Below are 26097 nucleotides of genomic sequence, written 5' to 3' on the forward strand. Positions count from 1 at the left end.
TCAATTTTGCACTAAAGATACTTTTCGTTCTAGTATTAAACTAAAAAAAATGAAAATTATTTTAAACCCCTCTTTTTTGCTCAAAAAATGAATTATCAAGAAACCCTTCACTGGCTATACAATCAGTTGCCAATGTATCAATTACAAGGCGCATCGGCTTATAAAAAAGATTTGACCAACGTACATTTGTTAGCTGAATACTTGGGGCATCCAGAGCAAAAATTACGATGCATACACGTGGCAGGAACTAATGGCAAAGGCTCTACCTCTCACCTCCTAGCCTCTGTTCTCAAAGAAGCAGGGCTAAAAGTTGGCTTGTACACCTCGCCTCACCTCACCGATTTTAGAGAACGTATCAAAATTATTTCGAATGCCAATCCAGAACAAGCTTGGGAAGAAATTCCAGAGGCCTTTGTTTGTGATTTTGTGAACCAACACCGTTCGTTTTTTGAAGCACAAGATATGAGTTTCTTCGAAATGACCGTAGGTTTGGCTTTTGATTATTTTGTAAAAGAGCAAGTTGACATTGCTATCATAGAAGTTGGAATGGGTGGCCGATTGGATGCTACCAATATTATTACGCCATTAGTTTCGATCATAACCAATATAGGATTAGATCACACTCAATTTCTAGGAAATACACTAGCTGCAATTGCTGGCGAAAAAGCTGGCATCATAAAACCAAGCATTCCCATAGTGATTGGCGAATACACTCCAGAAACCTTACCTGTTTTTATTAGCAAAGCCAAAAGTTGTTTTGCAGAAATTCATTTGGCCTCGGATTTGATTTCGAGCACTTATCCCTCCGATTTATTAGGCGATTACCAAGTGCACAACAAAAAAACCGTAATGCAGACCATAGCCGTTTTGAACGAAAACAAGACCCTTGCGGTTACGCCAAAACAACTCCAAACGGGAATGGCCAACGTAATAAAAAACACAGGATTCCAAGGTCGTTGGCAACAGTTGAAAGAGCAACCCAAAGTAATTGCTGACACCGCCCACAACAAAAATGGACTTGAAATTGTGATGCGTCAAATTCGAAAAGAGAAATTTGACCAATTGCACCTCGTTTTGGGAGTAGTCAACGACAAAGATTTGAAAGAAGTGTTGCCTTTGTTTCCAAAAAATGCGATTTATTATTTTTGTAAGCCAAATATTCCACGTGGATTAGAAGCTACGACACTACAATCCGAAGCGCAGTTATTTGGTTTAAACGGACAAGTATATTCTTCTGTTTCAGAAGCCTACGAAGCAGCATTGAAAAACGCAGCTCCTACAGACTTTGTCTACGTTGGCGGAAGTACTTTTGTGGTTGCAGAAATTTTGTAATTTTTTTTCATTTTTGCTTGCACATCCCAAAAAGGGTTGTATATTTGCACTCGCAATCACGAAATGATAGCAACCTAGTAAAATAGGGCGATTAGCTCAGCTGGTTCAGAGCACCTCGTTTACACCGAGGGGGTCGGGGGTTCGAACCCCTCATCGCCCACCAAAAAAAACTCCTTAAGAAATTAAGGAGTTTTTTTTTGTTCTTGTATTTCATCAAAGAGAATTACAAATAAAATCTTGGAATAGGAGAATTAAATTTCAAGATTTGAACTTAAACAAAGATTAGCTCAGCTGGTTCAGAGCATTCCGATAGCATCGGAAGTGGCTGTCCCCTACAAAAAAACTCCTTAGGTACTTAAGGAGTTTTTTTTGTATGAAAGTATTTTAGAAACCGAAGATGAATTAAGGATCAAAACAAAAAATTTTGAAGAAATAGTAAAAATCAGATTTTTGTATTTCTAAAAATTAAAAAATAAAAGCCTCTTTTATCAATCTCCTCAAATTATTATTACCTGAAATCATAATTAACTATTTGGAACTGACTATCCGAAATTTAGGATTACTCGTTAGGACAAATACAAATAATAAAATTTATTTAAGATAAGTTTATCTTTTTTAGATTAAATAATATATTTGTACCCGAAATTAATACTTACGCTATGAGAAAATCTAAACTAATACTCGCTTTTACTTTTATGCTGGGCTTATGCAGCAAAGCAATTGGACAAACTAAAACTGCATCAGATGATTTGATTTCGCAACCCGGAATAATCATAATGATTATACTTCTTATTATTCCATTAACGATTGGAGTATTTATTTTAATTCTAAAATTATCTAAAGTAGCAGACAAAATGGTAACCGATCAAGAATTAGATGAAGAAACTCGTTTTGCAAAGTATTTATCTAATCTCGATGGTGAAGAAATCGAAACCGTTTTAGAGACCAGAAAAAAAGCAATTGATTTTAAATTATCAAATAATGAATTATCAGGAAACGAAAATCCATTAGACAATAAAGGTTTAATTGCAAATGTGGACGAAAAAGCGCATATTGGTTTTATTGCTTCTAAAAAAAAAGCACTTAAACGACCCAATATCGACCCAGATTTATCCAAATTGATACTTTGGTATCTCATAACTGCCACATTTTGGTTAGTATTTGGAACTACAGTTGGAGAATATTTAGGAATAAAATTTGTCGCACCAGATGTAGATCATCAAAGTTGGTTGAGCTTCGGAAGATTAAGGCCTGTGCATACCAATGCGGTTTTTTGGGGATGGAGTTCGTTAGCAATGCTAGGATTAGGCTATTATATAGTTCCAATGGTAAGCAATACTAAAATAGCGAGTTTAAAAAAAGGATGGCAGAGTTTATACCTTGTCAATGCAACCGTCATATTAGGAAGTCTTTGTTTGATGGCAGGCGTTAATAATGCTGGTGGCGAATACCGTGAATACATATGGCCTGTTATGGCTTTGTTCGGAATAGGACTTATAATTACGCTTCAAAACTTCATCAAAACTATTGCAAACAGAACGATCAAAGAAATTTACATTTCGAATTGGTACATCGTATCTGCTATAATTTTCACATTGGTTATCTCGCTTGTCGCTTATTTGCCTTTTTGGCAAGATGGACTAGGCGAAACAATTGTGCAAGGATATTATATGCATCAAGGCGTTGGAATGTGGTTTATGCTTTTTAATCTAGGATTGGTTTATTATTTTTTACCTCAACAACTCAACAAACCTATTTACTCTTACAGTTTAGGAATTATGGCTTTTTGGGCTCAAATATTTTTCTATACCGTTATCGGAACGCATCATTTCGTTTTTAGTGCTATTCCGTGGTGGTTGCAGACCGTTGCAATTGTAGGAAGCGTCGGAATGTTAATTCCAGTATTTGCTGGAACAACGAACTTTTTTTACACTTTCAAAGGAAGTTGGTACAAAATCAAAAACAGTTATACCCTACCGTTTTATTTGGTTGGAATAGTATTTTATTTCACGGGATCAATGCAAGGCACAGCTGAAGCTTTTAGATACACAAATTTAGTTTGGCATTTTACTGATTTTACAACGGCACACTCTCATATTACAATGTATGGCATTATTGCTTTTTTACTCTGGGGTTCCATTTATGCAGTAGTACCAAGACTTACGCAAAAAGAACCATCTCATATTTCCGTGGGTTTACACTTTTGGATGGCTTTTATAGGAATGCTATTTTACACTATTCCGTTAATGATTGGAGGAACGCTAAAAGGTTTGATGTGGATGGAAGCAAAACCATTTATAGATAGTGTTGTTATGATGAAACCCTACTGGCTTTGGCGTGCTATTGGTGGCAGTATGATGTGGTTTTCGCATTTGGTTTTCGCCTATAATTTATACAAAATGATTGCTGGGAAAGAAGCCACAAATATTCGTAAAAAGGGTGTAGAACAGTTCAAAAATACAGCATTAGAAATTGAACCAATAGCATAAAAAATAGTATTCTAATAAAAACAAGATATGGAAATCTTCAATAATCACAAAAAATTATATGGTCTTGCGTTGTTGCTTTTTCTAGTACTCACAGTATTTGTAGCGATAATTCCAGCATTAAATAACCAAGAAAATTACAAACCATTACCCAATTCTGTAGCATTGACACCCGAAGAATTGGACGGCAAAAACACCTATATCGAAAATGGTTGCGTGGCTTGTCATACACAACAAGTTCGAAATGTAGATATGGATAAAACTTGGGGAAATCGCCCAGGAATTGCAGCCGATTATGCCCGAAACGAGCGAATGAGTTTTTTGGTTAATACCGCAACATTAATGGGTACTGAAAGAACGGGGCCAGATTTAACCAATATTGGCAATCGTCAACCCAGTCTTGATTGGCATTTGTTGCACTTGTATCAACCTAGAGCAGCAGTTGGCGCATCAATGATGCCATCTTATGCTTGGCTTTTTGAAGAAAAAGAGAATCCAACTAAAGAAGATGTAATTGTGAATTTACCAGATGCTTATATGATTGGCGTGAAAGGAAAAATTGTCGCCACTCAAAAGGCTTTGAATTTAGTCGCTTATTTGCAATCATTGAAACAAGTTGAACTTCCTACTGGAACGGTTTCACAGGAATTCTTATACAAGCAAGAAAAAACATCAGAAGTTAAAGTCGCTGGTTCGACAGATGATTTACCTGATGGCGAAGAATTATACAGCGTAAATTGTATGAGTTGCCATCAGCCAAACGGCGAAGGATTATCGGGAGCATTTCCTCCACTTAAAGGCAGTAAAATAGTTCTTGATAACAATATTGATTTGATGGTTCGTATCATAATGAATGGTTACAATCCAAGAGAAGAATACGCCGTTATGCCAGCCGTAGGAACAAACAATAATCTTACTCCAGAACAAATAGCTGCCATTATGAACCACGAAAAAACAAGTTGGGGCAACAATGCCAAGAAAGTTTCTGCCGAAGATGTCAAAAAGATAATGGACATTATTAAAACTGAAAAATAATAATTATGAAAAATTTATTTATAACAGTTGTACTTTTTTTAATCTCATCTATGAGCATCGCTTGTCCAACGTGTGAAAAAGCACAACCTAAAATTTTTAGAGGGATTACTCACGGTGCAGGTCCAGATAGCAATTGGGACTACTTGATTATTGGTTGTACGGCAATTATTGTTTTATACTGTGGGTACATAACAGTTTCTCGATTGATAAAACCAAATGAAATGAACAAAGAACATATCAAAAATGCTTTTCTAAATTAAGGAATTATGGAAGATAAAAATAAAATAATGATTTTTTTAGACGATGAGAAACAACCTATTGCATCATTTTCTGCGCCTGTAAATTTTGAATTAGACACCAAAAAAATAGTTGATGGAGAACATATTTTAACCATCGTAAGTAAAGATATTTCTGGAAAAGAAGGTATTCGTAAAATTCCGTTTGAAGTTAGAAATGGTCCAGCAATCGCAGTCGAAGGTTTGAAAGATCACGAAAAAGTAGATGGAATTATTTCCTTGATGATAAATGCCTACGGAAAAGGAAATCAGACTAAATTCAATATCGAAGGCATCGAAACACCACAATCTGTGCCAACTTGGTTATGGGTTTTCATTATGTCGTTTGTGGGTTGGGCACTCTATTATCTAATTACAAACTTCTCACTTTAGTATTCAAATTATGACTTTCAAAAAAGATATTCAGAATATAGATGATATAAAAATTCTAGTTGATGGTTTCTATAAAAAAATTAGAGAAGATGATTTATTGGCTCCTATTTTTTTCAAAATAATTTCAACTGATTGGCAACCACATTTAGACAAAATGTATCTCTTTTGGAATGCAGCATTGTTCGGAATTAGAGGATATACTGGAAATCCTTTTTTAAAACATTCAACATTACCGATAAGACAAGAGCTGATAAATAGATGGTTACAGCTTTTTAATGAAACTTGCGATGCTAATTTTTTTGGCGAATATGCCGAAAATGCTAAATGGAGAGCGTCAATTATGGCAGAAGTTTTTTTAAAAAAAATTGGTTCAAATGTTGAGAATCAAACCAAATCTATACTATGAAAGTAAAAACCGACATAAAAACCGATGAAGACATCAAAACACTCATTCATAGTTTTTATACCAAAGTACGAAAAGACGAATTGTTGGCCCCCATCTTCAATGAAATAATCACTGGCGATTGGAGCGAACATCTAGAAACGATGTGCCGGTTTTGGAGTACAATGTTGCTTTATACAAGAACATACAAGTCAGATCCAATGTCAAAACATTTGCCCTTGCCTCTTTCAAACGAGCATTTTGAGCAATGGATTTATCTATTTCAAGAAACGGTAGATGACTATTTTGAAGGCAAAGTTGCCAATGATGCCAAAGAAACAGCCGATAATATCAGCAGATTAATACGAAACGTAAAAGGAATTCCTTTCTAAAAATAACGAGTTATGATACCATTTAGCCTAATTCTCAGCATCGCCTTTTCTTTCATTTGGAGTGGACTAATAATTGGAATTAGTTTTATGGAAGCTTGGCTCAAATTTAAAGCACCAAATGTTACAATACCAATAGGTCTCGGGATTGGAAAAATTGTTTTTGGCACACTCAACAAAGTAGAATGGATATTAATTACACTGATCTCAATTTGCTTTTTTATAGAAAAATCTTCAATTAATTCAGCTTGTATTTCGTTTTTTTTGGGACAAATTCTAATAGTCCTATTACAAACTTTATGGCTACTCCCAAAATTAGACAGCCGTGCAGATGATTATATAAACGGTAAATCCGTTGTTCCTTCAAACCTACATTTATACTACATTTTTTTAGAGTTTATAAAACTCACATTATTAATAGCCACAGGCATTTTGCTAATAAAAATAATTTATTAATCTATTAAACAACTTGAAATTATGGAAGACATTTGGTTAAAATCATTGATTACAGAAACACCTCAACAAGGTTTTGAATTGGCAATAACGCTCTCAAGAAAAGGAGTTCGTTATACGCAACCCGATCCCGAAGTACTAAAAAAACTTCGTCCTGAATATGCTAGCGATCCATCAGCATTAACAGCCGCATCACACGTTATTGCAGTAAATTTTCAAACAATTGCTGCCGCCAATAACTATTGGAAATAACAAAATCGCTTGTCCTTATGAGAATTTTGACCACTCAGTCTCTTAATACAAATCATAATTTGAATAAGGACAAGTTTTTTAAAAGTAAAAATGAACACACCATTTTTATTAATGAAATCGAAAGCTTTTTCGTTTTATTAAATGTCTTGTACAATATTTTAAAAAAAAGAAAGAAAATTCATTCCAACAATGTGACCCCTTTTTAAACGGAATTAACGCAATTGCAATTATTGCAGAAAAATGTAAAAAAAAGAAATTATGCCAAATACAACAGAAAATAGCAAACCCATAAATATTGCATCGTTCAATAAAGAGTTAGAATTTGACGATAATCGAATTAAAACCAAAGTCATCATAGAAACTTTATTTTCAAAAGAAATACGAATTCTATTGAAAGAAGGACAAATTATGAAAGAACACAAAACGCCATTTCCAATTATTATCCACGTTTTGGAAGGAAAAATAGAATTGGGTGTTAACGGAACTGCACATTTGTTAAAAAGTGGTGCCATTATAGCATTAGAGGGAAATGTACCTCACGACTTGAACGCTAAAGAAAATTCTATCATTCGTTTAACGCTTTCAATGCAAGATAAAGTGGAACATGTTAATGATGTTATAGAAGCTAAAAATTAAAAATTATGAAAATCACAAAAGAGGACAACATTGGTCAGTTGGTTGCTGACGATTACAGAATGGCTTCCGTTTTTCAAAAACACAAGATCGATTTTTGTTGCAATGGTAATAGAACTATCCAAGAAGCCTGTATAGAAAGTGATTTGAATGCGGATAATGTAGTACTAGATTTAGATGCTATTTTGCTTGATGAAAGCAATAAGAATCTAGATTACGATACTTGGCCTATTGATTTTTTAGCCCAATATATTGAACAAAAACACCACAAATATGTTGAAACTCAAATTCCAATTCTGAAAGGGTATCTCAAAAAAATCATTTCGGCACACGGCAACCGCCATAAAGAATTACACGATATTCTAGAACTTTTTGAAAGCACAGCATCAGAGTTGGCTTTACATATGAAAAAAGAGGAATTAATGCTTTTTCCACAAGTCAGAAAAATGGTTATTAGTCATAAAGAAAGTGCGGAAATAAGTGAACCACCTTTTGGAAGTTTCGAAAATCCAATTGGAGTAATGATGAAAGATCACACTGACGAAGGCGAACGTTTTAGACAAATTAGAGCCTTGAGTAACGATTATACACCGCCAGCAGACGGTTGTAATACGTATAAAGTTGCATTTAAATTACTCGAAGAATTCGAAAAAGATTTGCATTTGCACATCCATTTAGAAAACAATATTTTGTTTCCAAAAGCGATTGATTTAGAAAAACGTAAAAAACTAATATTATGAACAAGCCATTGAAACGTCATCCGTTTATTATAGAATATTCTAAAGACCATCATTATGGGTTACTGTTGGTTTGGAAAATAAGACAAGGTTTAAAAAAAAGCATTGAACCTCACAGAATTGCTGGGTACATCAATCTATTTGCAGAAAAAGAACTGTTACCTCATTTTGATGAAGAAGAAAAATTCTTGCTGAATTTGCTTTCGCCAAATGATATTTTTAGAATAAAAGTCGAAAACCAACATTTAGAATTACGACAGTATTTATTTGAAATTGAAAACAATAAAATCTATAATGCAACTTTAGAAGCGTTTGCAGATCTGCTAGAAGCGCACATTCGTTTTGAAGAGCGAGAATTTTTTCCGCATTTGCAAAAATCTATTGACCTCGATACCGTTTATACATCAGAACAAAAGGCATTTCATAATCAAAATGAAATAGATACCTTGTGGACAGATAATTTTTGGGAAGCATAAATAATTTAAAATAGTATTTTTGCATATTCGGATAAACTAATCTTAAAAAAAATGATATCAAAATCCTGCCAGTATGCAATAAGAGCAGCAGTTTTTTTGGCTTCAAGAGCAGATGAGAATCTAAAAATGAATGTCAAAATAATTGCAAAAGAGATAGACGCTCCAGAAGCTTTTACGGCAAAAACATTACAAATTTTAAATAAGCACAGTATTATTACTTCTTTAAAAGGGCCACACGGCGGTTTTTTTATTGAGGAACATCAGCTTGATGCACCAATTCTCAATATTGTAAACGCTATTGATGGACTACAAATATTCAAATCATGTGGACTGGGATTAAAAAAATGTTCCGAGACAAATCCGTGTCCTTTTCATAATGATTATAAAATTTTGAGAGATGCAATGTTAAGTACTTTTGAAAAAACAACCATTAGAATACTAGCACATAATCTAGAAAATGGAGACCCGTTTTTGTTAGCAGGAAGATAATGATTGAAAACAAAATCCATATTAAAGTTTTTTTCAACAACGAGGTACACAACATAATCACATATAAAAATGAGTATCGAAATTTGATGCAATTGCTTGCCGACCGATTAGTTTTAGATGATTTTGGCGAATGCAAAGGCGAAGGAAAATGTGGCACTTGTATGATTCTTGCAATAAATAAATCGTATTCAAAAAGTGATTACTACAGAAACGAATTAAACACCCTATCAAAATTCAAAAATGAAAGAGACAATCTACGCCTTTCATGTCAGTTACTCATAAACGAAGAAATTCAGGGTCTTCATTTAGAAATCACAGAAGCCATATAAACAAGGCTTGTAATTGGGCTTAATTCATATCGAATTGAACGCTTTTATCATAAATAAAAAAAACATTGTTGTCAGCGATGGTTTCGCTGGTATTCAATTCTTAAGTCAATTGGATTGCTTTTTCTTTAAACGTTTTGTAATAAATTTTACAGACTTCTTTCATAGGGTATGAAACAAGATTATTTCTTAACTTTTTGCGATAGCCAAGTTAGCTAACCCATAGCAACAATAGATATAAAACGATCTTGGCTAGTTCATCTATAAATTTAGCAGAAGATGTTTTGGAATAGCCTATCGGAGAAGATTATAACTATCACCTTATAATCGAGATAGCATTAGTTGCGGATAAACATATTGTTTAATCTGTGGTCGCATCGCATTCTTACCGTTTACGCATTCAAACCTGCAATTCACTTATTTAAAATTTACAATCCATCAAAAAAGATATAAATTTACATTCTAATTTTATGACAAGTGCGATACTTTATCATTGGTTTTATCCTAATTGTTCTTCCGAATAGCGGTTTTACACAACCGTTGTATCGTGCTGAAACAATTAAATTCAACCAAGGCTTACCTTCCGATTTTGTGCATAGCACTATCAAAAAAGAGGGTTATTTATATATTGCCACGCAACGAGGTCTATGTCAATATGACGGTTATCAATTTATCAAAAACTCTGAAATCAATTCTGAAATCAACTCCTTAGCAATAAGCAAAAACAAATTATACTATTATGATCACAATTTAGGCCTAGTTTATATTGAAAATATTTTTGACATTCCTAAGGAATTGGTAAAAGTAAATTTTGAAGATTCATCTCCTTATAATGATCACTATGATAATATTTATATTGATCAAAAAGGATTGGTTTGGTGTACTGATTATAATAACATAAAATATTATTCTCCTAATGCAAAAAAAATGATTTCTTTTTCATTTGACACGAACATATCCGAAACTGATGCAAAGAATATTTTTATAGAACCTAATAGTAACGAAATATGGATTGCCACTCGAAAAGGAATGTATATCTGGAACAGAAAGAATAACCATTTAAAGCACCATCCTAATCTATTCCTAAAAAAAGAGCACATTATTTCTGCAAAATTATCGCAAGACAAGCAAAATTTAATATATACAAACAAAAATGGAGGCCTTTTTTTATATGATTTACTTCAAAATAGATATAAAAAAATAGCTATTTCTTCAACAAAAGGACAATTCTCGATAGCTAGCAGTTTTGAAGACGAAGTAGGGAATACATTATTATACAACGAACATCAACTTTATTTTTTCACAACAAAAACAAACTCTAAACTTGTTTTTGAAACAGAGAACAAAATCAATCATGTTTATTATGATGCCGAAACTAAAATTATTTGGGTAGCTACTAACCACGGGCTTATTAAACTAATGCGGGAAGACAAAAGCATTATTACTTTAAAGGCATTTTTTAAAAACAACAAAACGGTAACCTCAATAGTACAAGATGACAATGCACAGCTTTTGATGTGTAACACAACTAATATAATTTATTCATACGGGAAAAATAGTTGGAAAACGTATAGCTATCCAGACAAATCCTTGCAGTTTTCTGAATTATTTATTCAAGAAAAAAACATCATAGTATCTTCCAATAAAGGTGTTTACATACTAAAAAAAAACAATCTACAACCACTAATAAAAATAGATACAGGCGTAAAAAAGGCAATAGTAGATAATAAAAATCAATTATGGATTTTGCCAAATAAAGGTGCTGTAAAAGTTTACGACTTGGCAACTACTTTACCCAAAGAAAATTTCATATTAAATCCTTCCAAATACTGGAAAGAAAATAAATTTAACGATATATCTTTAGCAAAAAATGGAACTATCTGGTTAGCAAGTTGGATGCCTAAGGATTATGGAATATCCTATTTTGACAACCGAAAAAGTCGTTTTGTAGAGATTAGCCAATTAAAATATTTTAAAAACGAATCTTTATTTATAACCGATTATTATAATAAAATCGCTTTTACTCATAACGGCAATCTTCTCTTTTCAGGATACGGTGGATGGAATTTAGTCAATCCAAATGGCAAAATCATATTTTCCCTTAATACAGAAAAACATAATGTAACCAATGATCATATTGAAGGAATAGCAGAAGATCGTAATGGAAATATTTGGTTTACAAGTGCCGAAGGATTGAATCATTATAATTTTAAAACGGACAGAGTCGTCAGAATTTCTCAGATTGATGGACTAGCAACGAATGAGCTTATTTATGGATTTTGTAAACTTTCGGATAACAAAATTGCTTTAGGAACAAACTTCGGTTGTCAAATTATTGATCTAGAAGACATTCTTAAAACACAACTAATTAATAAATTAAAAATTACAGTTGTAAAAAAGGATGGCAAAATTTTGCCTCATAAAAACAATAACATTGAACTAAATTATGATTTTACAGAATTAGACCTTTATTTCTCAGCTTTGTCTTTTTCCGAAAAAGAAAAAATTATTTACCGATACAAATTTAACACAGATGAAACATGGAATTATCTAGGAACTAATCCTAAACTATCTTTGGTTAAATTATCACCTGGGAAATATAATATAACCGTTGCTGCTGGAGATAATCTAGACAATTGGCAATCTAAAACATTACAAATAGCTTTAACAATAACTCCCCCCTTTTACAAAACCTATTGGTTCTTTGGAATTGTTATAGTACTACTTTTTGCAATGGTATATTTTATAAGTCGTTATTTTATTAATCAAGAAAAAATAAAAGGAATACTAAAAAGCAACATTAAAGAAGCGGAAATGCAAACCTTACGTTCCCAAATGAATCCCCATTTTATGTTCAACTCTTTAAATTCTATCAATAGTTATATTATCCAAAACAAATCGAACGAAGCCAGTAAATATTTAAGTACTTTTTCCAAACTCATGCGAAGTATTTTGGACAATTCTAAATATCGTACCATTCAGTTAGAGAAAGAAATCAAAACCTTAGATTGGTACTTGCAACTAGAAGCCGTTCGCTTAGAACACAAATTCACTTACTCTATACAATGTTCTGACGAAATTGATCGAGAAACAGTTCAAATTCCTCCATTAATCATTCAACCATTTGTAGAAAATGCAATTTGGCATGGCATCCAAAATAAAAACAGTAAAGGTCATATTATTATTCAAATCAACAGTGATGAAAATGAAAGTTTAAAAATCAGTATTACCGATGATGGTATTGGCAGAAAGGCATCGGCACTGTTAAAGAAAAGCCAAACCACACACATATCTTATGGACTAGAGATTACCATTGATAGATTAAAAATTCTCAACCCAAGTAATTCAGTTACCATTATCGATTTGTATGATGAAACAAGCCAACCCAAAGGAACACAAGTATTACTAAATATATCTAGTTAAAAATGATAAAAACAATAATTATAGATGACGAAAAACATTGCATTATTACATTAGAACATCTATTAAAACAAAATAAAAATGTAATGGTCGTGGCTACTACTCAAGACAGTACAAAAGCCAAAGCGCTTATAGAAGAGCACAAACCTGACTTGGTTTTTCTGGACATTGAAATGCCAAAAATGAATGGGTTTGATGTAATTACACAATTTTATCCAGTACCTTTTAAAGTCATTTTTACCACCGCCTACGACCAATATGCTTTAAAAGCACTTCGATTGAATGCGTTAGATTATCTATTAAAACCAATTGATGAAGAAGAAATTGCTATTGCCTTAGATAAATTTAAAAATAAAGAAATTGCCATTACAACCGAACAAGTTCAAAATTTGCATTTGTTTACTAATGGAAAATTACAAGACACAATAGCTCTTTCTACCCAAGAAGGTTTATTGTTTGTAAAGATTGACAACATCATGTATCTAGAAGCCAGTAGTAATTATACTATGATTGTTATGCAAGATAAATCGAAACATTTGGCTAGTAAAACACTTGCCACTTTTGAAGATGTTTTACAAGACAACACTTTATTTTTTAGATCCCATAAGTCACACATTGTAAATTTAAAATTTATCAAACAATATATTCGTGGAGATGGAGGAGAACTCATCATGCTGGATGGAAAAAACATTCCATTAAGCCGAACCAAAAAACAAGATTTTTTGGATTTATTTACAAGAGTGTAAAAATATCTCCATTCACTAATTCAAACCCGCAGTTCACATATTTCTAAAATAGAAAAGTAAATAGGCTGAATACCTTTGAAGTATCAATAATCTTTAAAAGATATGAAGACAAATTTCAATTTTACCAAATCTATTGTAATCATAATTATACTTACTCTTTTTACCAGTTCATTTACTCTTGTTTCTTGTAGTAAGCCCGAAGACGGCGCAATAGGAACTGCTAATGTCATTTATAGCAACTGGGCTAGTGCTTCAGCATCGACACCAATAGCGATTGATGGTACAAATGGTACTACTGCATTAATTGTCGCCACTCAACTAAATCAAGAAATTTTAGACAAAGGAACGGTTTTAGTATACGGGAAATTCTCTACAACAGTTTTTCCTTTGCCTTATGCTTCCTATGCAGGAGGAAGTGCTAACAGATTGACTTTTTCCAGAATTAAAGAATATTAGATTATTTCGATTTAAGCACGATAGGACTGGTGGTGTTTCAATTTCGACATCTGTTGAGTTTCGCTATATTCTAATCCCAGGAGACACCGCCGCAGGCAGAGGAAAACAGGTGTAACCAGATTTCAAGAATGGATAACAAAACAATGCAAATTTATCAATAAAAACACAAAACAAGTACTTAATCTATAATTCAAATGGACATTGTGGAAAGGAGAGCGGTAACAAAATTTTATGGTTGTCATCGTAAAACAATGATTACCTTAATTTTGAAATGTTTATAACTTCTTCATCAAGTAAAATAATGTCAAAAAATAAAAATAGATTTTATTCAATTACACCCAAAATGGGTTTGAATACTACTAATTATAAATTTAAGATATGAAAAAAATAGTTTTACTTTCATTTTTGTTATCCGTTCAAATTGGAATGGCGCAAAAAAAATGGTTCACCACTTTTCCTGATTCTATTGCTCTCGTAAAAGAGGCTCAAATGATAACCCAATCATTTACTAAAGACATCCAAAAAAGAGTTCCAAAAATAAAATTTGATATAAAAACAGTATTGCATACCACACCTTATTTGATTTATTTTTATAAAGATACCGCCAACATTCCGCTTTGGGAACAAGTCATTCCAGAACAAAAACAATTTTTTTATAAAATTGCAGGAAACGAAGCGGAGGGTAAAAGAATTTTCGGATTGTTTTTTAATGGCTTCTATTTACCTCACGAATTGGGTCATGCCTTCGAATTTGTCTTAAAAGGAGAAACTAATGGTTCCTATCAAGGAGAATATTTTGCTAATACTGTTGCCATTTTATGGTGGAAAAAGTACCATCGAAACAAAGAGCTGAAGCAATGTTATGAAGCTGCCAAAAAAATATTTGCCCAATTACCTAATCCTGTTCCTGAAGGTTCTACCATCGAAGAGTATTTTAGTAAAAATTATGAAGAAGCCTCTTCGAATCCTTATGTATATGGTTATATGCAGTTCAAGCAGTTTATAGAAATTTATGAAGACAAAAACTTGCCCGATTTTGATACGTTTATTCAACAACAAACCAAAGAATAATTTTTTTTTTACATAGTTATCAAAAAGTCAAAATCATTGCATCTTGAAAATGAAAAAAGGTACAATTTGAATAAAAAAATAGAATCAAATGACAATAAAAAAAACAACAATACTAGCTGTAATTCTTCTACATCTATATTCCTTTTCACAAACTACATTAAAAGTAGTGGGGAGGAATTTAACCTTAACTACAGGACAAACGGTTGTTTTACGGGGTGTCAATTATCCCATTATCAACGAAGGAAGTATCTCCTTAAACAACCCAGTACAATACCAAGCCTACATCGATCAAGTAGCACAAACAGGAGCAAATGCAATTAGGATTCCGTGGTATACCAGCGGAAAAAGCTGGAGAGATCAACCTGCAAATGGAGGGGCAATAGGTACTGTAAATAGCTATGTAACGGGTGGTCATCTAAACAACATAATTGCTTATTGTATTACCAAAGGAATGATTCCTATACTAAGCATTCACGACGATAATTATATTACTTGTAATGCGGATTGGAATTATTTCAACTCCACTGTCATGAATTTTTGGACCAGTCCAGCTGTTTTAAGCCTGATAGAGAACAATAAAGCTAAAATAATCATCAATCTAGCCAATGAATTTGATTATGTGAGATGGACAGGAAATCAAGCAACCGCATTAAATAATTTTAAAGCTAATTATAATGCAGCCATTACTACTTTACGAAATGCAGGCGTTACTGTACCCATTATGATTGATGCACCTGATTGCGGACAATCATCAACAGAACTTTTATCAATAGCTGCCAATATGAATACTAATGATCCTCAACATAATCTTATTTTTTCATCACATGCGTATTGGGGTGGTTATGCCTCGACTCTTGCTCAAGTACAAACAAAACTGAACGAAGCACAAAATGCCAATGTATGTTTCGTCTTAGGAGAAATTGCAAACAATCAAGACGATGCTAGCTGCGGCGATTTAGGCTTATATACATTATATCCACAAATTCTAACCGAAGCGTGTAGCAGAAATATTGGCTGGCTAGCATGGACTTTCAATCACGATTGCACACAATATAGTGCTACACACAATAACAGCACTTTCAGAGTTATGAGTACCACAAGCAATATAAATAATCTAACCACTTTTGGAAATGATATTGTAAACAATGTAGATTATGGACTAAAAGCTATAAATGGATGTGGCGCTACGAATCTATTATCGAATTCAGATTTTGCTATAAACAGTTTAGATATAAACATTTATCCTAATCCATCGCACAATATCTTTCATATAAAGACACCTCAAAAAATAACTAAAATTGCTGCTTTTAACGTGCTAGGAAAACAAACTGCTTTAAATTTTGTCTCAGAAGGACAGTACATTATAAAACAAAGAGGGGTTTATTTACTAAAAATAGAACTTGAAAATGGAAGCATAATCAACAAAAAAATAATTATTGAATAGACTTACCACTCCGAAAACAACTAGTAAAGAAAACTTTTGATGTAAAAATTGAGAGTTTTTTTTGTTTTATAACTGTTTACTAACTCAATCTTTCTGTTTGCTCATTTACAGATTAAAATTCTTAAGTGTTATATCATCTTTGCTTAGCAATTAAAACAAAAATCATGAAGAAACTAAAAAAGATCAACACTCTTTCAATCCTATTTTTATTCACTATGACCATATTATCATGTAGTAAAAACGATGATTCAGATTCGGCACCAACATCAACCATTACCGATATTTATTTATTGAGTAACGAACCAAATGGCCCTGTAGTATATAAAAACGGAGCACCTATACCATCCAACTATAAAGAAACCTTTGGTATTGCTAGCTCAATATTTGTATCCAAAAATGACGTATATATAACTGCAAATGAAAACATTGCACCTGGAAAATACATTGCTAAATATTCAAAAAACAGCACTATAACAATTTTAAGTGATATAACACAAGATGCTTATGCCTATTCCATAGCTGTATCTGGCAACGATGTTTATGTAGCAGGCTACGAGGATAATGGCATTGCCTATGTCGCAAAATATTGGAAAAATGGTGTGGCGACAAATTTAACAGATGGAAAAAATACTGCAGTTGCTGAAAGCATATTTATAGTTGGAAATGATGTTTATGTTGCAGGCAAAGAGAGAAATGGTAGTAGGGATATCGCCAAATATTGGAAAAATGGCATTGCAACAAACTTAAGCGATGGAAAAAGAGACGCTTATGCTAAAAGTATAATTGTAATTGGCAATGATGTCTATGTAGCAGGCTACGAGGGCAATGGTAGTAGGGATGTCGCCAAATATTGGAAAAATGGTGTAGCAACAAGTTTAAGCAATGGAATACAAAACGCTTATGCTAAATCTGTATTTGTATCGGGTAATGATATATACGTAGCAGGATATGAGTACAATGCGGCAGGATATATAGTTGCCAAATACTGGAAGAATGGTATCGCAACAAATTTAAGTGATGGAAAAAGCAATGTTTTTGCAAATTCTATAGCAGTATCAAATAATGATGTATATGTTGCTGGTGATGAGAATGGTGTAACGTTCTACAAAGCTGCTAAATATTGGAAAAACAGCACGACAGTAAACATAGTTCCTGATGTATTAGAATATTCATCATTTGTAGATATGGTAGTTAATACATACAGTAATTAACAGTAAATAATTAAAAAACTCTCGGCAAATAATCTATAATAAAAACTGATAAACAAAAAACAATGAAAACAGTAATACAAAAAATATTTCTTCTTTTTTCTTTCTTCTGTCTCCTAAGCGGGAATGCTCAAACAAGTAAGAAAAAAAACAATTTTAACTTGACAAAACCAGTAACCAAAACCACTCCAGTAAGCAAAAAATCGCATACAGGTTTTGATATCAACAAATTACAAGTAGGTGGTAACATACAAGGAGATTTTAGCAGTCAAAGTGGTGCTAACAGTACCAACTTTGGAGTTTCGGCATTTGCAGGTTATAAAATTACTAACGAAATATTGTTAGGAATAAAAACGGGAACAATATTTAGAAGCAATGTTTCAAATTTTGAAATAGGTGCTTTCGGAAGGTATTATTACAAACAGTTTTTTGCAGGAGCAGGAATTAATTATAATATGAGTTCTTATAAAATTGATTTAGGTCCCTTTGGAACTCAAAAAGCAACTGCTAATTTAACGTATGGTACCATAGAAGGCGGTTATCGTATTCCGGTTTCAGATAAAATTACTATGGAAACTTCTGTAAATATTAACATTCCTATTTCTCCATCGGGAAGTGATATATGGTATGGTGCAAAAGTAGGGGCGGTTTATCAGTTTTAAAAACTCAAATTAAAAATAATGAAAACAGTTTTAAAAAACATTTCGTTGGCATTGGTTATCACCATTGGAATAAGTTCTTGTAGCAGCGATGATGACAATTCCACTACTACAACAAATTCAAGCATCATCAGCAAGATAATTACAGAACCAACTTTCAATTTTAAGTACAAAGTTTTTTATCAAGAAGACCTTTCATCTTCCACAGCAAAAGGACTGGTGGTATTGGCAGTGGGAGACGGAGGTACTGAAAATGACGGTTTGCTCAACGATCAATGCACAGCATTGGCAAAAGAAGGTTTTGTGGCTATTACCACTACTTACAGATCATTGGATGGTGCAGGAATAACATGGGAGGAACAAGGTGCGCTATTTAGAGCAGATATGATGGCAGTTATTACCAAAGCAGATAATGATTACGGACTTCCTTTTAATAAAACCATCATAGGCGGACAATCACGAGGAGGCAATATGGTTATGGCGTTAATCTTACCAGGGCAGTTTACTTATATCGCTCCATTTTCGGGAATAAAAGGGGCTTTGCTGCAATGTGCAGGCGGTGATTCTTGGAAAGGCTCGGCGGTGCTGTTTCCTGTGGCTTGGATGTCTAACAAGATTGATAACACGATGGGCGTTGCCGATGCTAATGAATTTAAAAATGGTTTGCAAAACAATCCCAATACGAATGTGAAAACACTTAGCGAATGTCTTATTTATAATTCTTCAGGACATTGTGGCGACTCGAGTGGTAATAAAAACTTTATGGTTACTAAAGTTAAGCAGTGGCTGCCGTGATGAATTAATATTTAAAAACAATTACAAATGAAAACAATAACACTTTTTTTACTATTGATGCTAGCCACAGCGGCTTTGGCTCAACAGAACCCGGTGAATGATCAAAAGCCAAATGTAATCCCCATTAAAAACAATAAACCTGTATTAGTCGGAAATACAGGGGTTACAGGAGGTGTTAAACCAGAGAGGTTACCCGAAGATGTAAAATTTAATTATAATGGCGATGAAGTCTGGTTATTTTCGGATGCCAATTATAAAGGAGAAAAGAAAGTACTACATATAGGCATCAAGAAAAGCTATACTTTGAAAGAATTGGGTTTTCAATGGAATGATAAGGTATCGAGTATTTTAGTTCCAAAAAAAGGGAACATATATTTTTATTTTTTTAAAGACGATAATTTTCAAGGCGAATATTTATCTATCCTAAATTCTGTAGCAGAACACACGGGAAAATTCCCAGATTTAGCGATCTTAGAAGAAGACCCTGCCTATACAGCTGCAACAATACAAAAACCCGAAAGCTGGCGCAAAAATGCAAATGGCACATTTACAATCACATTCAACGACCAAATAAGTTCTATAAAATTTGAATTAATCCATTAAAAAAATGAAAAAAATAAAAACAATCCTCGCATTCTTAACCGTTTCTCTAGTTGCTGTATCATGCAGCAAAGACAATGAAGAAACAAAAACAGAACCTACAACTACTGAATTAAAATATTCTAATGGCAGTTTAATTACTGGAACAACTTCTACAAGTGGAGCAGTTGCCCAAGCAGGTTATTCATGGAGTGAGCTTCCTTCGGGAGCAACTAACATAGGATTTAATGCTACTGGAGACTCAAAATTAGCAGATGATTTTACTGTTCCTACTGGAGAAAAATGGACTATTAATAAATTTATTTTCTATGCCTATCAAACGGGTTATACGGGTACAAGTAATCCAATCAATGAGATTAAATACTCGTTGTATGACACCAATCCATCGATTGCTGGTGCTACACCCATTTATGGCGATTTTACAATAAACAAATATGTTTCTGGCGAAGAAGCGAAAATATACCGAATTGTAAAAAACTCATCAGAAACTACTAGAAAAGTGTTTAAAATTACGACAAGTGCAACCGACCTTGTTTTAATGCCTGGAACTTATTGGATTGCATGGAAGAGCAAAAACAATGATAACTTTATTTATTTTCCAAACAATGAAACAAATAATGCAACCCTAAATGCAAAATTTAATGCAATTCAGCAAATTGGAAGCACTTGGTCAGTTCTCAATAATGGTGGAACAGAACAAACAAAAATAGATTTCCCGTTTGAGATAGTAGGGACGAAAACTAAATTGTAAAGAAAACAACAGCAGTTGTTGTCAAATAAGCTAAAGCAAACCCAAAAGTCGCAAGTCAAACACCTTAAAATTTGTAAAGTCGTAAAAAAAATGTAAGGTTAGTCAGTGTTTTTACTTCACCAAATGGGTGTAACTCAAAATCGACAAAACTTTAAAACATGATGACTTTAGAACTTACTTCTCACAACCTTATATTTAAAAAAATGAAAAAATCAATCCTATTATTCGCAATCCTGTTTTCCTACTTTTCTTATGCCCAAACCGGAGATCCAAAAGTGGACGAAATGTTGAAAGAACTGCAAAAAGCACCTGGCAAAATTTCATTTACGATGAATGGTAAAACGATGAATGAAGTAGCCTCATTTGTAGAAGATGCTAAAAGAGGCTTACTAATTTCGTCACACCTCACACTAGATACAACCCCCGATGTATTTATAAGTTTAATAGCTCCGAGCAAAAAAACAGGAACCTATGCTATTGATGACAACAAGAAAGCGGGTGTTTTACAAATTAATCAAAAAGCGTATCAGATTAGAGGAACGATAAACTTGAAAGTTTCGGGTAAAAAAATTACAGGAACTTTTGCAGGAGAACTATATGAAATCAATAAAAAAAAATCAAAAGTAGCTGAACAATCATCCGGAAAAATATCTGGAAGTTTTATGAATTAAATTTAAAATACTATGAAAAAAATAATCTTATTACTACTTATTTCGATTCAATTTTCTTGTTCAAAAGAGGATGACAAAACGGCAACAAAAGGTGGCAATATCACCTACACAGTAGATGGGGTCACAACCAGAATTGAAGACGGCATTTCCACAGCAATTCTTGACAATGAAACCAAAATAGGAGATATTGCCAATAATGATGGCAAAACAAGAATTGGCGATGGTTCTGCAAAGCTATTTGCTGTTGGAACTCCAATTACAGGACTAGCAATTACTATTCAAATTAATGGTGTGCAATGGGTACGCAAGGCATCGCTAAATACTATGACTATTACTTCTTACGATGGGACAACTGTAAAAGGAATATTTTCGGGACAAGTGGCCAACAATGCTTCTGGGTCTTTTGTATATAAAAATATTTCAGGCACATTTGAGACCAATGATATTACTAAATTTTAATAGGTATGAGAACATCAAAAACACTATTATTAGTGCTATTTACTTTTCAGTTATTGAGTTGTCAAACCCAAAAAACAACAGTAGATTCTACCAAAACCGAGAAAAAAGCAGAGAAAAAAGAATCAAAATATGCCGAAGGTAAAATGATCAATGGCACTTATTTTTTACTGAATACAAGCGAAAATTTAGCATTGGAACCTTATCAAAGACAATATGGATCATTAACCGATTTAAATCTTGCTAAATTGGATAATTCTGCGATACAAAAATGGGTGATTAGAGAAAATTTGAATACAAAAACAAAAAAACCAAATGGAACTTTCTCGATTTATTTATTTGCAGACGAAACCAATGCCATTGTCAATAAATATAACAATCCAAGAATAGGAAAAACAAAAGAATATCCCAAAGATAGTTTTGTAATAGAGTATAATGAAGCTAAAAAAGCATATATAATCAAAAGCAACTCCGCCAAAGGCGATTGTATGGGTAAAAAAGACGGGCGATTTGCCAAATACATCCCAAACGATGGAAGCTCAGCCGTTTTATGGAAATTATTAAAAACAGAATAATATCATGAATAAATAATTTTCACTTCTATTCCTATAGTGTTTTTTACTCTAAAATATTCCTGTACAAACAAAAATTCCAACATAAATCAAGACATAATAATTAAGATAAAAAATCTAACCGTAATCATGCTAATAACTATTAGTGGTTTTTATAAAAATCAATAGACTTATTTACATAAAAAAACACCTGTATTTATACTAAATATTGAGGATATGGAAAAGATATTTGAGGAGGAGAATATTTTAGAGTTCATAAAGACGTTCCTAGACGACCAAAGTTGCCCAGGATTTATAGCCAATGAGAAGTGAAAAGACAACTATAGATACAAACGTTGCGACAATACGAAGTATCTTTATTTGGAAAAACACAATAAAAGAGAGTGTGCCAAATGTAGCGATAAAGAGACTGCAACTGCTGAAACTCTTTTTCATGGAGTTAAATTTGGAATTCAAAAAGCATTTTGTATTGCCTTTGAAATGACTTGTACAACCAAATCAACATCCTCAATCCAAACTGGAAAACGCTATGGAATAAATAAAAAGACTTCTTGGTTGTTTATACAAAAAGTAAGACTTGCGATGAAATCCTCAAAATTGTATCCTATGACAGAAAAAGTACAAGTTGATGAATTTGTAGTTGGTGGAAAAGAAATAGGAAAACAAGGTAGAAGTTACAATAGCAAAAAATCAAAAATTACTTGTGTTCTTGAGTTGACAGCTGATGGAAAGATAAAAAGAGGTTATGCAAATATTATTGATGATTATTCTGTAAAGTCGATAAAACTATTGTTTGAAGAGCATATAAGTAAAGATACAAATGTTAAAACAGACCAATGGACAGCTTACAAAATAATAGCAAAGACCTATAAAATTACTCAAGAAAAGAGTGTTCCTCCTAAGAACATTAAAGAGATGCACGCAATCATTCATCAGGTAAAAACTGCAATAAGAACGATTCAATCACATGTCAAAAAGGAACATCTCCAAAATATTTAGATGAATATTTTTATCGATTCAATAGGTCTATTTACATAGATTCTATTTTTGATAATATATTCTAACGATTAGTCGCACATCAAAATTAGGTATAAGGATTCTGATCTAAATCAACTTAATTACCTCGGATTTTAGGTGTTTTATTTTTAACCAGAAAAACAAGAGCAATGTTTTTGAAGTATTTTTTAGAATTTCCTTGCACTTGCTATTGTAAAAAAACTTCTAAACACTAATAAATTCAATAATTTTGGATTTTTCAGCAGACCCTAAGTAAAATGGTTCAGAGCATTCCGGTCGCATCGGAACAAGCTATAGCATACAAAAAGCCCCTTAATTGCTTAAGGAGTTTTTTGTTTACTTGAATAAAATGAAGTGTTGCATCAAATCTTTATCATTTGTTAAAAATATTAGAACTGTTTCTATGTCCAGATTCGTTTCTGTACCAATTTTTGTATTCTACGCCATTACTTAAAACCCAATTTATAAATTTCAAGTGACTGGCATCGATTTTTGCTTTTTCAATTGGATAGTCAAAACTATTTGGAAAATCTATAGCCCAAGGTAAGTTGTCTTTTGTTTTGTAATATTTCCCTATTGATGACTGAGTGTTGTCAAAAGAAGTTCCGAAATAGGCTTTGTCTGCCAAATCTGTTGGCGGGTAATTTGCTAAATGAATCTCTTTACCTCTTTCTTTATTTACAATAATAAATGGGTTGAAAGGTGCCATTCCGAAGGCACTAACATCAATTGGGTTGACTAAATCTATGGTGACTTCAATAGGCTCTGAGGCAACATATGGTTGGCTGGGGTTAGTATTACCCGTTCCGTGTTTCCAAGCATTGTCGAAAACAATTATGGTTGCATTTTTTTGACCTGCTTCTGTTCCATTACTATTTGTTTTTATATAGCCTTCTGTATATTTTGTTCCAGTTACGGATGCAATTTGCGAGGGAGTAACACCAGGAATTGAGAAACCAAAACCATTTTGATAACTTGCCCCAATAGCTTTTACTGTAAATTTTCCTTTCAAGCTAACTATTTTATTTTGAGCGTTTGTAATTCTATTAAAATTGTAATCAACCACTAAATCATTAAAATCATAATCTCCTTTTGATGGCCACAAATCTTCAAACGCTAGTGTTCCAGGAGTGCTACTACTTGGGTAATAATTATTAAAAGCTAGTTTCGGATCATTGGGATAATCATCTGAGCTATCGATTATGCCATCTTTATCGGTATCTATTCGTGCAGGGTTTATTTTTTGAACATCAAATATTTCAACATTTTTAATTGGATTAGCAGTAGCATAGAAAACAGCATCATTAAAATCATTGTCTCCGCCTGGACGAATTAAATCTTCAAACCCAAGTAAGAATAAGCTTCTTTTATCATCATACAGCATAACCGTATGTTGACGATGTTTAATATCTGCCTCTGGATTTAACTCTAAGTTAGAGTATAATAACCCTAAACCTTCTGTTGATTTTTTAGTAGTATCACTCCATCCATTACGCATTAGCATCCAACCAATTACAGTATTTTTTTCAAAAACACCAAGAGATACTTTGTCTCCAGAATACAAGCCTCCTCCCGAACCAGCAAATGAGGCATTTGGAAAAACCACAAAACATTCTTTTACGTCAGCTGGGGTTTTAGGCGGAAAATCTCGATCATAAGTATAGTATGCCAATACATTTTTATAACCTGCACCTTCAGACACAAAAGTAATCCATACTTCTGCTTTATCTAAAATCACTAAATTGTGCTGGCTATTCCCTAAAAGGTATTCTGGATGATAGCTAGGAACAGGCATATTTTCTGGTAACGCATTGTTTACATCCGTTAGGAAATCTTTGCTTATTACATCAGGTTTGGCTAATAAATAATTTGGCACCCCATTATTGTTATAAGTCCCGATATAGTTAATTTTTACACTAGCGCTCATTTTACTCTTAATGGCGGATTCAAGCTTTGCATAAAAGGGTTTCTCACTAGATTTTTGACTTTTTTGTGTATTTCTTGTACCTCCAAAAGTAAAATTTACAGAACCGTTTTCTATTGGCACTTTTGTTTCTGATACGAATCCAACAAAATTGGTTTTTAAAACAACTTCTTTCATATCAGCTTCGAAAGTATAATCAACTACAAATTCACCTTGCTGATTCGTTATACCGTTGATAATTTCTTTACCATTTTCTTCTTCAAAATTCGTCCAAACACTAACTTTAACATCAGGAACTGCATTCCCTTGATTGTCCTTTGCTCGAATGGTTACTTTGGTATCCTGCGTATTTTTCCAGCTAAATGTTGAAGAAGCTTTTAAATTGTCAATTGTAACTTGTCCTGGATCCGTAGGAGAATCTGGAGCAAAATCTTCTGGATCTTTACTACAAGAGTTGAGCAAAATCAATATTATGAATAACAATATCATTACTAATGGATTACTATTCTTTTGTGTCTTTTTAATGAAGGGGTTTAACTTTTTCATATCCTATAATTTAGAATGTTTAGGTTGAGTTTTATCTTTATATCGCAATGTGCTTTATTTTGATGTTTTACGATTCAAAAAAAACACCAAAAAAAATATCCTT

28 protein-coding genes, 1 tRNA gene and 1 pseudogene are annotated in these 26097 nt (G+C 32.9%); 29 read left to right on the forward strand and 1 reads right to left on the reverse strand.

Going from position 1 to position 26097, the window contains the following annotated elements; all coding sequences use genetic code 11:
* Window positions 1-87: 87 nt before the first annotated feature.
* The 29 genes and pseudogenes from WFZ86_RS02920 to WFZ86_RS03060 all read left to right on the forward strand — a co-directional run bounded on the left by WFZ86_RS02920 (window position 88) and on the right by WFZ86_RS03060 (window position 23571).
* Window positions 88-1332 (forward strand): bifunctional folylpolyglutamate synthase/dihydrofolate synthase, encoded by a 1245-nt coding sequence (locus tag WFZ86_RS02920; protein ID WP_342690533.1) that lies wholly within the window; start codon window positions 88-90, stop codon window positions 1330-1332.
* A gap of 85 nt (window positions 1333-1417) precedes the next feature.
* Window positions 1418-1495, forward strand: a tRNA-Val gene (locus WFZ86_RS02925).
* A 496-nt stretch (window positions 1496-1991) separates the two neighbouring features.
* Complete coding sequence (locus WFZ86_RS02930; protein WP_425402852.1) at window positions 1992-3821, forward strand: cbb3-type cytochrome c oxidase subunit I; 1830 nt, start codon at window positions 1992-1994, stop codon at window positions 3819-3821.
* 27 nt (window positions 3822-3848) lie between these two features.
* Entirely contained in the window at window positions 3849-4853 is a 1005-nt protein-coding gene (locus WFZ86_RS02935) for a cbb3-type cytochrome c oxidase subunit II (protein WP_342690534.1), read from the forward strand.
* 5 nt (window positions 4854-4858) lie between these two features.
* Window positions 4859-5113: a hypothetical protein gene (locus tag WFZ86_RS02940; protein ID WP_315172231.1), complete on the forward strand. Its 255-nt coding sequence runs from the start codon at window positions 4859-4861 to the stop codon at window positions 5111-5113.
* A 6-nt stretch (window positions 5114-5119) separates the two neighbouring features.
* Complete coding sequence (locus tag WFZ86_RS02945) at window positions 5120-5521, forward strand: cytochrome C (RefSeq protein ID WP_342690535.1); 402 nt, start codon at window positions 5120-5122, stop codon at window positions 5519-5521.
* A 10-nt stretch (window positions 5522-5531) separates the two neighbouring features.
* The gene (locus WFZ86_RS02950) at window positions 5532-5927 is read left to right on the forward strand and encodes a group III truncated hemoglobin (protein WP_342690536.1); all 396 of its coding nucleotides are present in this window, start codon (window positions 5532-5534) and stop codon (window positions 5925-5927) included.
* Window positions 5924-6295: a group III truncated hemoglobin gene (locus WFZ86_RS02955; protein ID WP_342690537.1), complete on the forward strand. Its 372-nt coding sequence runs from the start codon at window positions 5924-5926 to the stop codon at window positions 6293-6295. The genes WFZ86_RS02950 and WFZ86_RS02955 overlap by 4 nt, the downstream gene beginning before the upstream one ends.
* Before the next feature lie 12 nt (window positions 6296-6307).
* The gene (locus WFZ86_RS02960) at window positions 6308-6748 is read left to right on the forward strand and encodes a hypothetical protein (RefSeq protein WP_342690538.1); all 441 of its coding nucleotides are present in this window, start codon (window positions 6308-6310) and stop codon (window positions 6746-6748) included.
* 21 nt (window positions 6749-6769) lie between these two features.
* On the forward strand, window positions 6770-6997 hold the full coding sequence (locus WFZ86_RS02965) for a hexameric tyrosine-coordinated heme protein (protein ID WP_315172243.1): 228 nt from the start codon (window positions 6770-6772) through the stop codon (window positions 6995-6997).
* Between the two features lie 258 nt (window positions 6998-7255).
* Window positions 7256-7633: a cupin domain-containing protein gene (locus tag WFZ86_RS02970; RefSeq protein ID WP_342690539.1), complete on the forward strand. Its 378-nt coding sequence runs from the start codon at window positions 7256-7258 to the stop codon at window positions 7631-7633.
* A gap of 5 nt (window positions 7634-7638) precedes the next feature.
* Window positions 7639-8370: an iron-sulfur cluster repair di-iron protein gene (ric, locus tag WFZ86_RS02975; RefSeq protein WP_342690540.1), complete on the forward strand. Its 732-nt coding sequence runs from the start codon at window positions 7639-7641 to the stop codon at window positions 8368-8370.
* Window positions 8367-8843 carry a hemerythrin domain-containing protein gene (locus WFZ86_RS02980; RefSeq protein WP_342690541.1) on the forward strand — a complete coding sequence of 159 codons (477 nt, stop codon included), beginning with the start codon at window positions 8367-8369 and terminating at the stop codon, window positions 8841-8843. The genes ric and WFZ86_RS02980 overlap by 4 nt, the downstream gene beginning before the upstream one ends.
* 51 nt (window positions 8844-8894) lie before the next feature.
* Window positions 8895-9332: an RrF2 family transcriptional regulator gene (locus tag WFZ86_RS02985; RefSeq protein WP_315172249.1), complete on the forward strand. Its 438-nt coding sequence runs from the start codon at window positions 8895-8897 to the stop codon at window positions 9330-9332.
* Window positions 9332-9661, forward strand: a complete 330-nt coding sequence (locus tag WFZ86_RS02990) for a 2Fe-2S iron-sulfur cluster-binding family protein (RefSeq protein ID WP_315172251.1) — start codon at window positions 9332-9334, stop codon at window positions 9659-9661. Before WFZ86_RS02985 ends, WFZ86_RS02990 begins: the two co-directional genes overlap by 1 nt.
* Window positions 9662-10135: 474 nt before the next feature.
* Window positions 10136-13081, forward strand: a complete 2946-nt coding sequence (locus WFZ86_RS02995; protein WP_342690542.1) for a sensor histidine kinase — start codon at window positions 10136-10138, stop codon at window positions 13079-13081.
* Window positions 13082-13083: 2 nt separating this feature from the next.
* The gene (locus WFZ86_RS03000) at window positions 13084-13824 is read left to right on the forward strand and encodes a LytR/AlgR family response regulator transcription factor (protein ID WP_342690543.1); all 741 of its coding nucleotides are present in this window, start codon (window positions 13084-13086) and stop codon (window positions 13822-13824) included.
* 102 nt (window positions 13825-13926) lie between these two features.
* Window positions 13927-14280 carry a hypothetical protein gene (locus WFZ86_RS03005; protein ID WP_342690544.1) on the forward strand — a complete coding sequence of 118 codons (354 nt, stop codon included), beginning with the start codon at window positions 13927-13929 and terminating at the stop codon, window positions 14278-14280.
* 378 nt (window positions 14281-14658) lie between these two features.
* The gene (locus tag WFZ86_RS03010; protein WP_342690545.1) at window positions 14659-15351 is read left to right on the forward strand and encodes a hypothetical protein; all 693 of its coding nucleotides are present in this window, start codon (window positions 14659-14661) and stop codon (window positions 15349-15351) included.
* 88 nt (window positions 15352-15439) lie between these two features.
* Window positions 15440-16795: a cellulase family glycosylhydrolase gene (locus tag WFZ86_RS03015; protein WP_342690546.1), complete on the forward strand. Its 1356-nt coding sequence runs from the start codon at window positions 15440-15442 to the stop codon at window positions 16793-16795.
* 164 nt (window positions 16796-16959) lie between these two features.
* Window positions 16960-18006 (forward strand): hypothetical protein, encoded by a 1047-nt coding sequence (locus WFZ86_RS03020; protein ID WP_342690547.1) that lies wholly within the window; start codon window positions 16960-16962, stop codon window positions 18004-18006.
* A 62-nt stretch (window positions 18007-18068) separates the two neighbouring features.
* A complete protein-coding gene (locus tag WFZ86_RS03025) occupies window positions 18069-18665 on the forward strand; it encodes a hypothetical protein (RefSeq protein WP_342690548.1) in 597 nt (198 codons plus the stop codon).
* Window positions 18666-18683: 18 nt separating this feature from the next.
* Window positions 18684-19457, forward strand: coding sequence for an alpha/beta hydrolase (locus WFZ86_RS03030; RefSeq protein ID WP_342690549.1), 774 nt, complete (start codon window positions 18684-18686; stop codon window positions 19455-19457).
* 27 nt (window positions 19458-19484) lie between these two features.
* Window positions 19485-20060 (forward strand): hypothetical protein, encoded by a 576-nt coding sequence (locus WFZ86_RS03035; protein WP_342690550.1) that lies wholly within the window; start codon window positions 19485-19487, stop codon window positions 20058-20060.
* A 4-nt stretch (window positions 20061-20064) separates the two neighbouring features.
* Window positions 20065-20808, forward strand: coding sequence for a hypothetical protein (locus tag WFZ86_RS03040; protein WP_342690551.1), 744 nt, complete (start codon window positions 20065-20067; stop codon window positions 20806-20808).
* Window positions 20809-21011: 203 nt separating this feature from the next.
* Window positions 21012-21479, forward strand: a complete 468-nt coding sequence (locus WFZ86_RS03045; protein ID WP_342690552.1) for a hypothetical protein — start codon at window positions 21012-21014, stop codon at window positions 21477-21479.
* A gap of 12 nt (window positions 21480-21491) precedes the next feature.
* Window positions 21492-21938, forward strand: a complete 447-nt coding sequence (locus WFZ86_RS03050; protein ID WP_342690553.1) for a hypothetical protein — start codon at window positions 21492-21494, stop codon at window positions 21936-21938.
* Window positions 21939-21943: 5 nt separating this feature from the next.
* The gene (locus WFZ86_RS03055) at window positions 21944-22510 is read left to right on the forward strand and encodes a hypothetical protein (RefSeq protein ID WP_342690554.1); all 567 of its coding nucleotides are present in this window, start codon (window positions 21944-21946) and stop codon (window positions 22508-22510) included.
* Between the two features lie 213 nt (window positions 22511-22723).
* Window positions 22724-23571, forward strand: a pseudogene (locus WFZ86_RS03060) (IS1595 family transposase).
* Window positions 23572-23897: 326 nt separating this feature from the next.
* Here the strand turns inward: WFZ86_RS03060 and WFZ86_RS03065 are convergent.
* Window positions 23898-25994, reverse strand: coding sequence for an LruC domain-containing protein (locus WFZ86_RS03065; RefSeq protein ID WP_342690556.1), 2097 nt, complete (start codon window positions 25992-25994; stop codon window positions 23898-23900).
* Window positions 25995-26097 lie beyond the last annotated feature (103 nt).

Origin of the sequence: Flavobacterium polysaccharolyticum (assembly GCF_038739875.1) — a bacterium.
In the GTDB taxonomy this organism is placed as follows: Bacteria; Bacteroidota; Bacteroidia; order Flavobacteriales; family Flavobacteriaceae; genus Flavobacterium; species Flavobacterium polysaccharolyticum.

Bases quoted from the DNA above. Each gene is read 5' to 3' on its own strand.
- WFZ86_RS03030 (WP_342690549.1), top strand. From the start codon at position 18,684: ATGAAAACAGTTTTAAAAAACATTTCGTTGGCATTGGTTATCACCATT.
- WFZ86_RS02935 (WP_342690534.1), top strand. From the start codon at position 3,849: ATGGAAATCTTCAATAATCACAAAAAATTATATGGTCTTGCGTTGTTG.
- WFZ86_RS03045 (WP_342690552.1), top strand. From the start codon at position 21,012: ATGAAAAAATCAATCCTATTATTCGCAATCCTGTTTTCCTACTTTTCT.
- ric (WP_342690540.1), top strand. From the start codon at position 7,639: ATGAAAATCACAAAAGAGGACAACATTGGTCAGTTGGTTGCTGACGAT.
- WFZ86_RS03020 (WP_342690547.1), top strand. From the start codon at position 16,960: ATGAAGAAACTAAAAAAGATCAACACTCTTTCAATCCTATTTTTATTC.
- WFZ86_RS03065 (WP_342690556.1), bottom strand. From the start codon at position 25,994: ATGAAAAAGTTAAACCCCTTCATTAAAAAGACACAAAAGAATAGTAAT.
- WFZ86_RS03000 (WP_342690543.1), top strand. From the start codon at position 13,084: ATGATAAAAACAATAATTATAGATGACGAAAAACATTGCATTATTACA.
- WFZ86_RS02920 (WP_342690533.1), top strand. From the start codon at position 88: ATGAATTATCAAGAAACCCTTCACTGGCTATACAATCAGTTGCCAATG.
- WFZ86_RS02950 (WP_342690536.1), top strand. From the start codon at position 5,532: ATGACTTTCAAAAAAGATATTCAGAATATAGATGATATAAAAATTCTA.
- WFZ86_RS02970 (WP_342690539.1), top strand. From the start codon at position 7,256: ATGCCAAATACAACAGAAAATAGCAAACCCATAAATATTGCATCGTTC.
- WFZ86_RS02930 (WP_425402852.1), top strand. From the start codon at position 1,992: ATGAGAAAATCTAAACTAATACTCGCTTTTACTTTTATGCTGGGCTTA.
- WFZ86_RS02990 (WP_315172251.1), top strand. From the start codon at position 9,332: ATGATTGAAAACAAAATCCATATTAAAGTTTTTTTCAACAACGAGGTA.
- WFZ86_RS03055 (WP_342690554.1), top strand. From the start codon at position 21,944: ATGAGAACATCAAAAACACTATTATTAGTGCTATTTACTTTTCAGTTA.
- WFZ86_RS02985 (WP_315172249.1), top strand. From the start codon at position 8,895: ATGATATCAAAATCCTGCCAGTATGCAATAAGAGCAGCAGTTTTTTTG.
- WFZ86_RS02960 (WP_342690538.1), top strand. From the start codon at position 6,308: ATGATACCATTTAGCCTAATTCTCAGCATCGCCTTTTCTTTCATTTGG.
- WFZ86_RS03050 (WP_342690553.1), top strand. From the start codon at position 21,492: ATGAAAAAAATAATCTTATTACTACTTATTTCGATTCAATTTTCTTGT.
- WFZ86_RS03010 (WP_342690545.1), top strand. From the start codon at position 14,659: ATGAAAAAAATAGTTTTACTTTCATTTTTGTTATCCGTTCAAATTGGA.
- WFZ86_RS02965 (WP_315172243.1), top strand. From the start codon at position 6,770: ATGGAAGACATTTGGTTAAAATCATTGATTACAGAAACACCTCAACAA.
- WFZ86_RS02940 (WP_315172231.1), top strand. From the start codon at position 4,859: ATGAAAAATTTATTTATAACAGTTGTACTTTTTTTAATCTCATCTATG.
- WFZ86_RS03025 (WP_342690548.1), top strand. From the start codon at position 18,069: ATGAAAACAGTAATACAAAAAATATTTCTTCTTTTTTCTTTCTTCTGT.
- WFZ86_RS02980 (WP_342690541.1), top strand. From the start codon at position 8,367: ATGAACAAGCCATTGAAACGTCATCCGTTTATTATAGAATATTCTAAA.
- WFZ86_RS03035 (WP_342690550.1), top strand. From the start codon at position 19,485: ATGAAAACAATAACACTTTTTTTACTATTGATGCTAGCCACAGCGGCT.
- WFZ86_RS03005 (WP_342690544.1), top strand. From the start codon at position 13,927: ATGAAGACAAATTTCAATTTTACCAAATCTATTGTAATCATAATTATA.
- WFZ86_RS03015 (WP_342690546.1), top strand. From the start codon at position 15,440: ATGACAATAAAAAAAACAACAATACTAGCTGTAATTCTTCTACATCTA.
- WFZ86_RS03040 (WP_342690551.1), top strand. From the start codon at position 20,065: ATGAAAAAAATAAAAACAATCCTCGCATTCTTAACCGTTTCTCTAGTT.
- WFZ86_RS02945 (WP_342690535.1), top strand. From the start codon at position 5,120: ATGGAAGATAAAAATAAAATAATGATTTTTTTAGACGATGAGAAACAA.
- WFZ86_RS02955 (WP_342690537.1), top strand. From the start codon at position 5,924: ATGAAAGTAAAAACCGACATAAAAACCGATGAAGACATCAAAACACTC.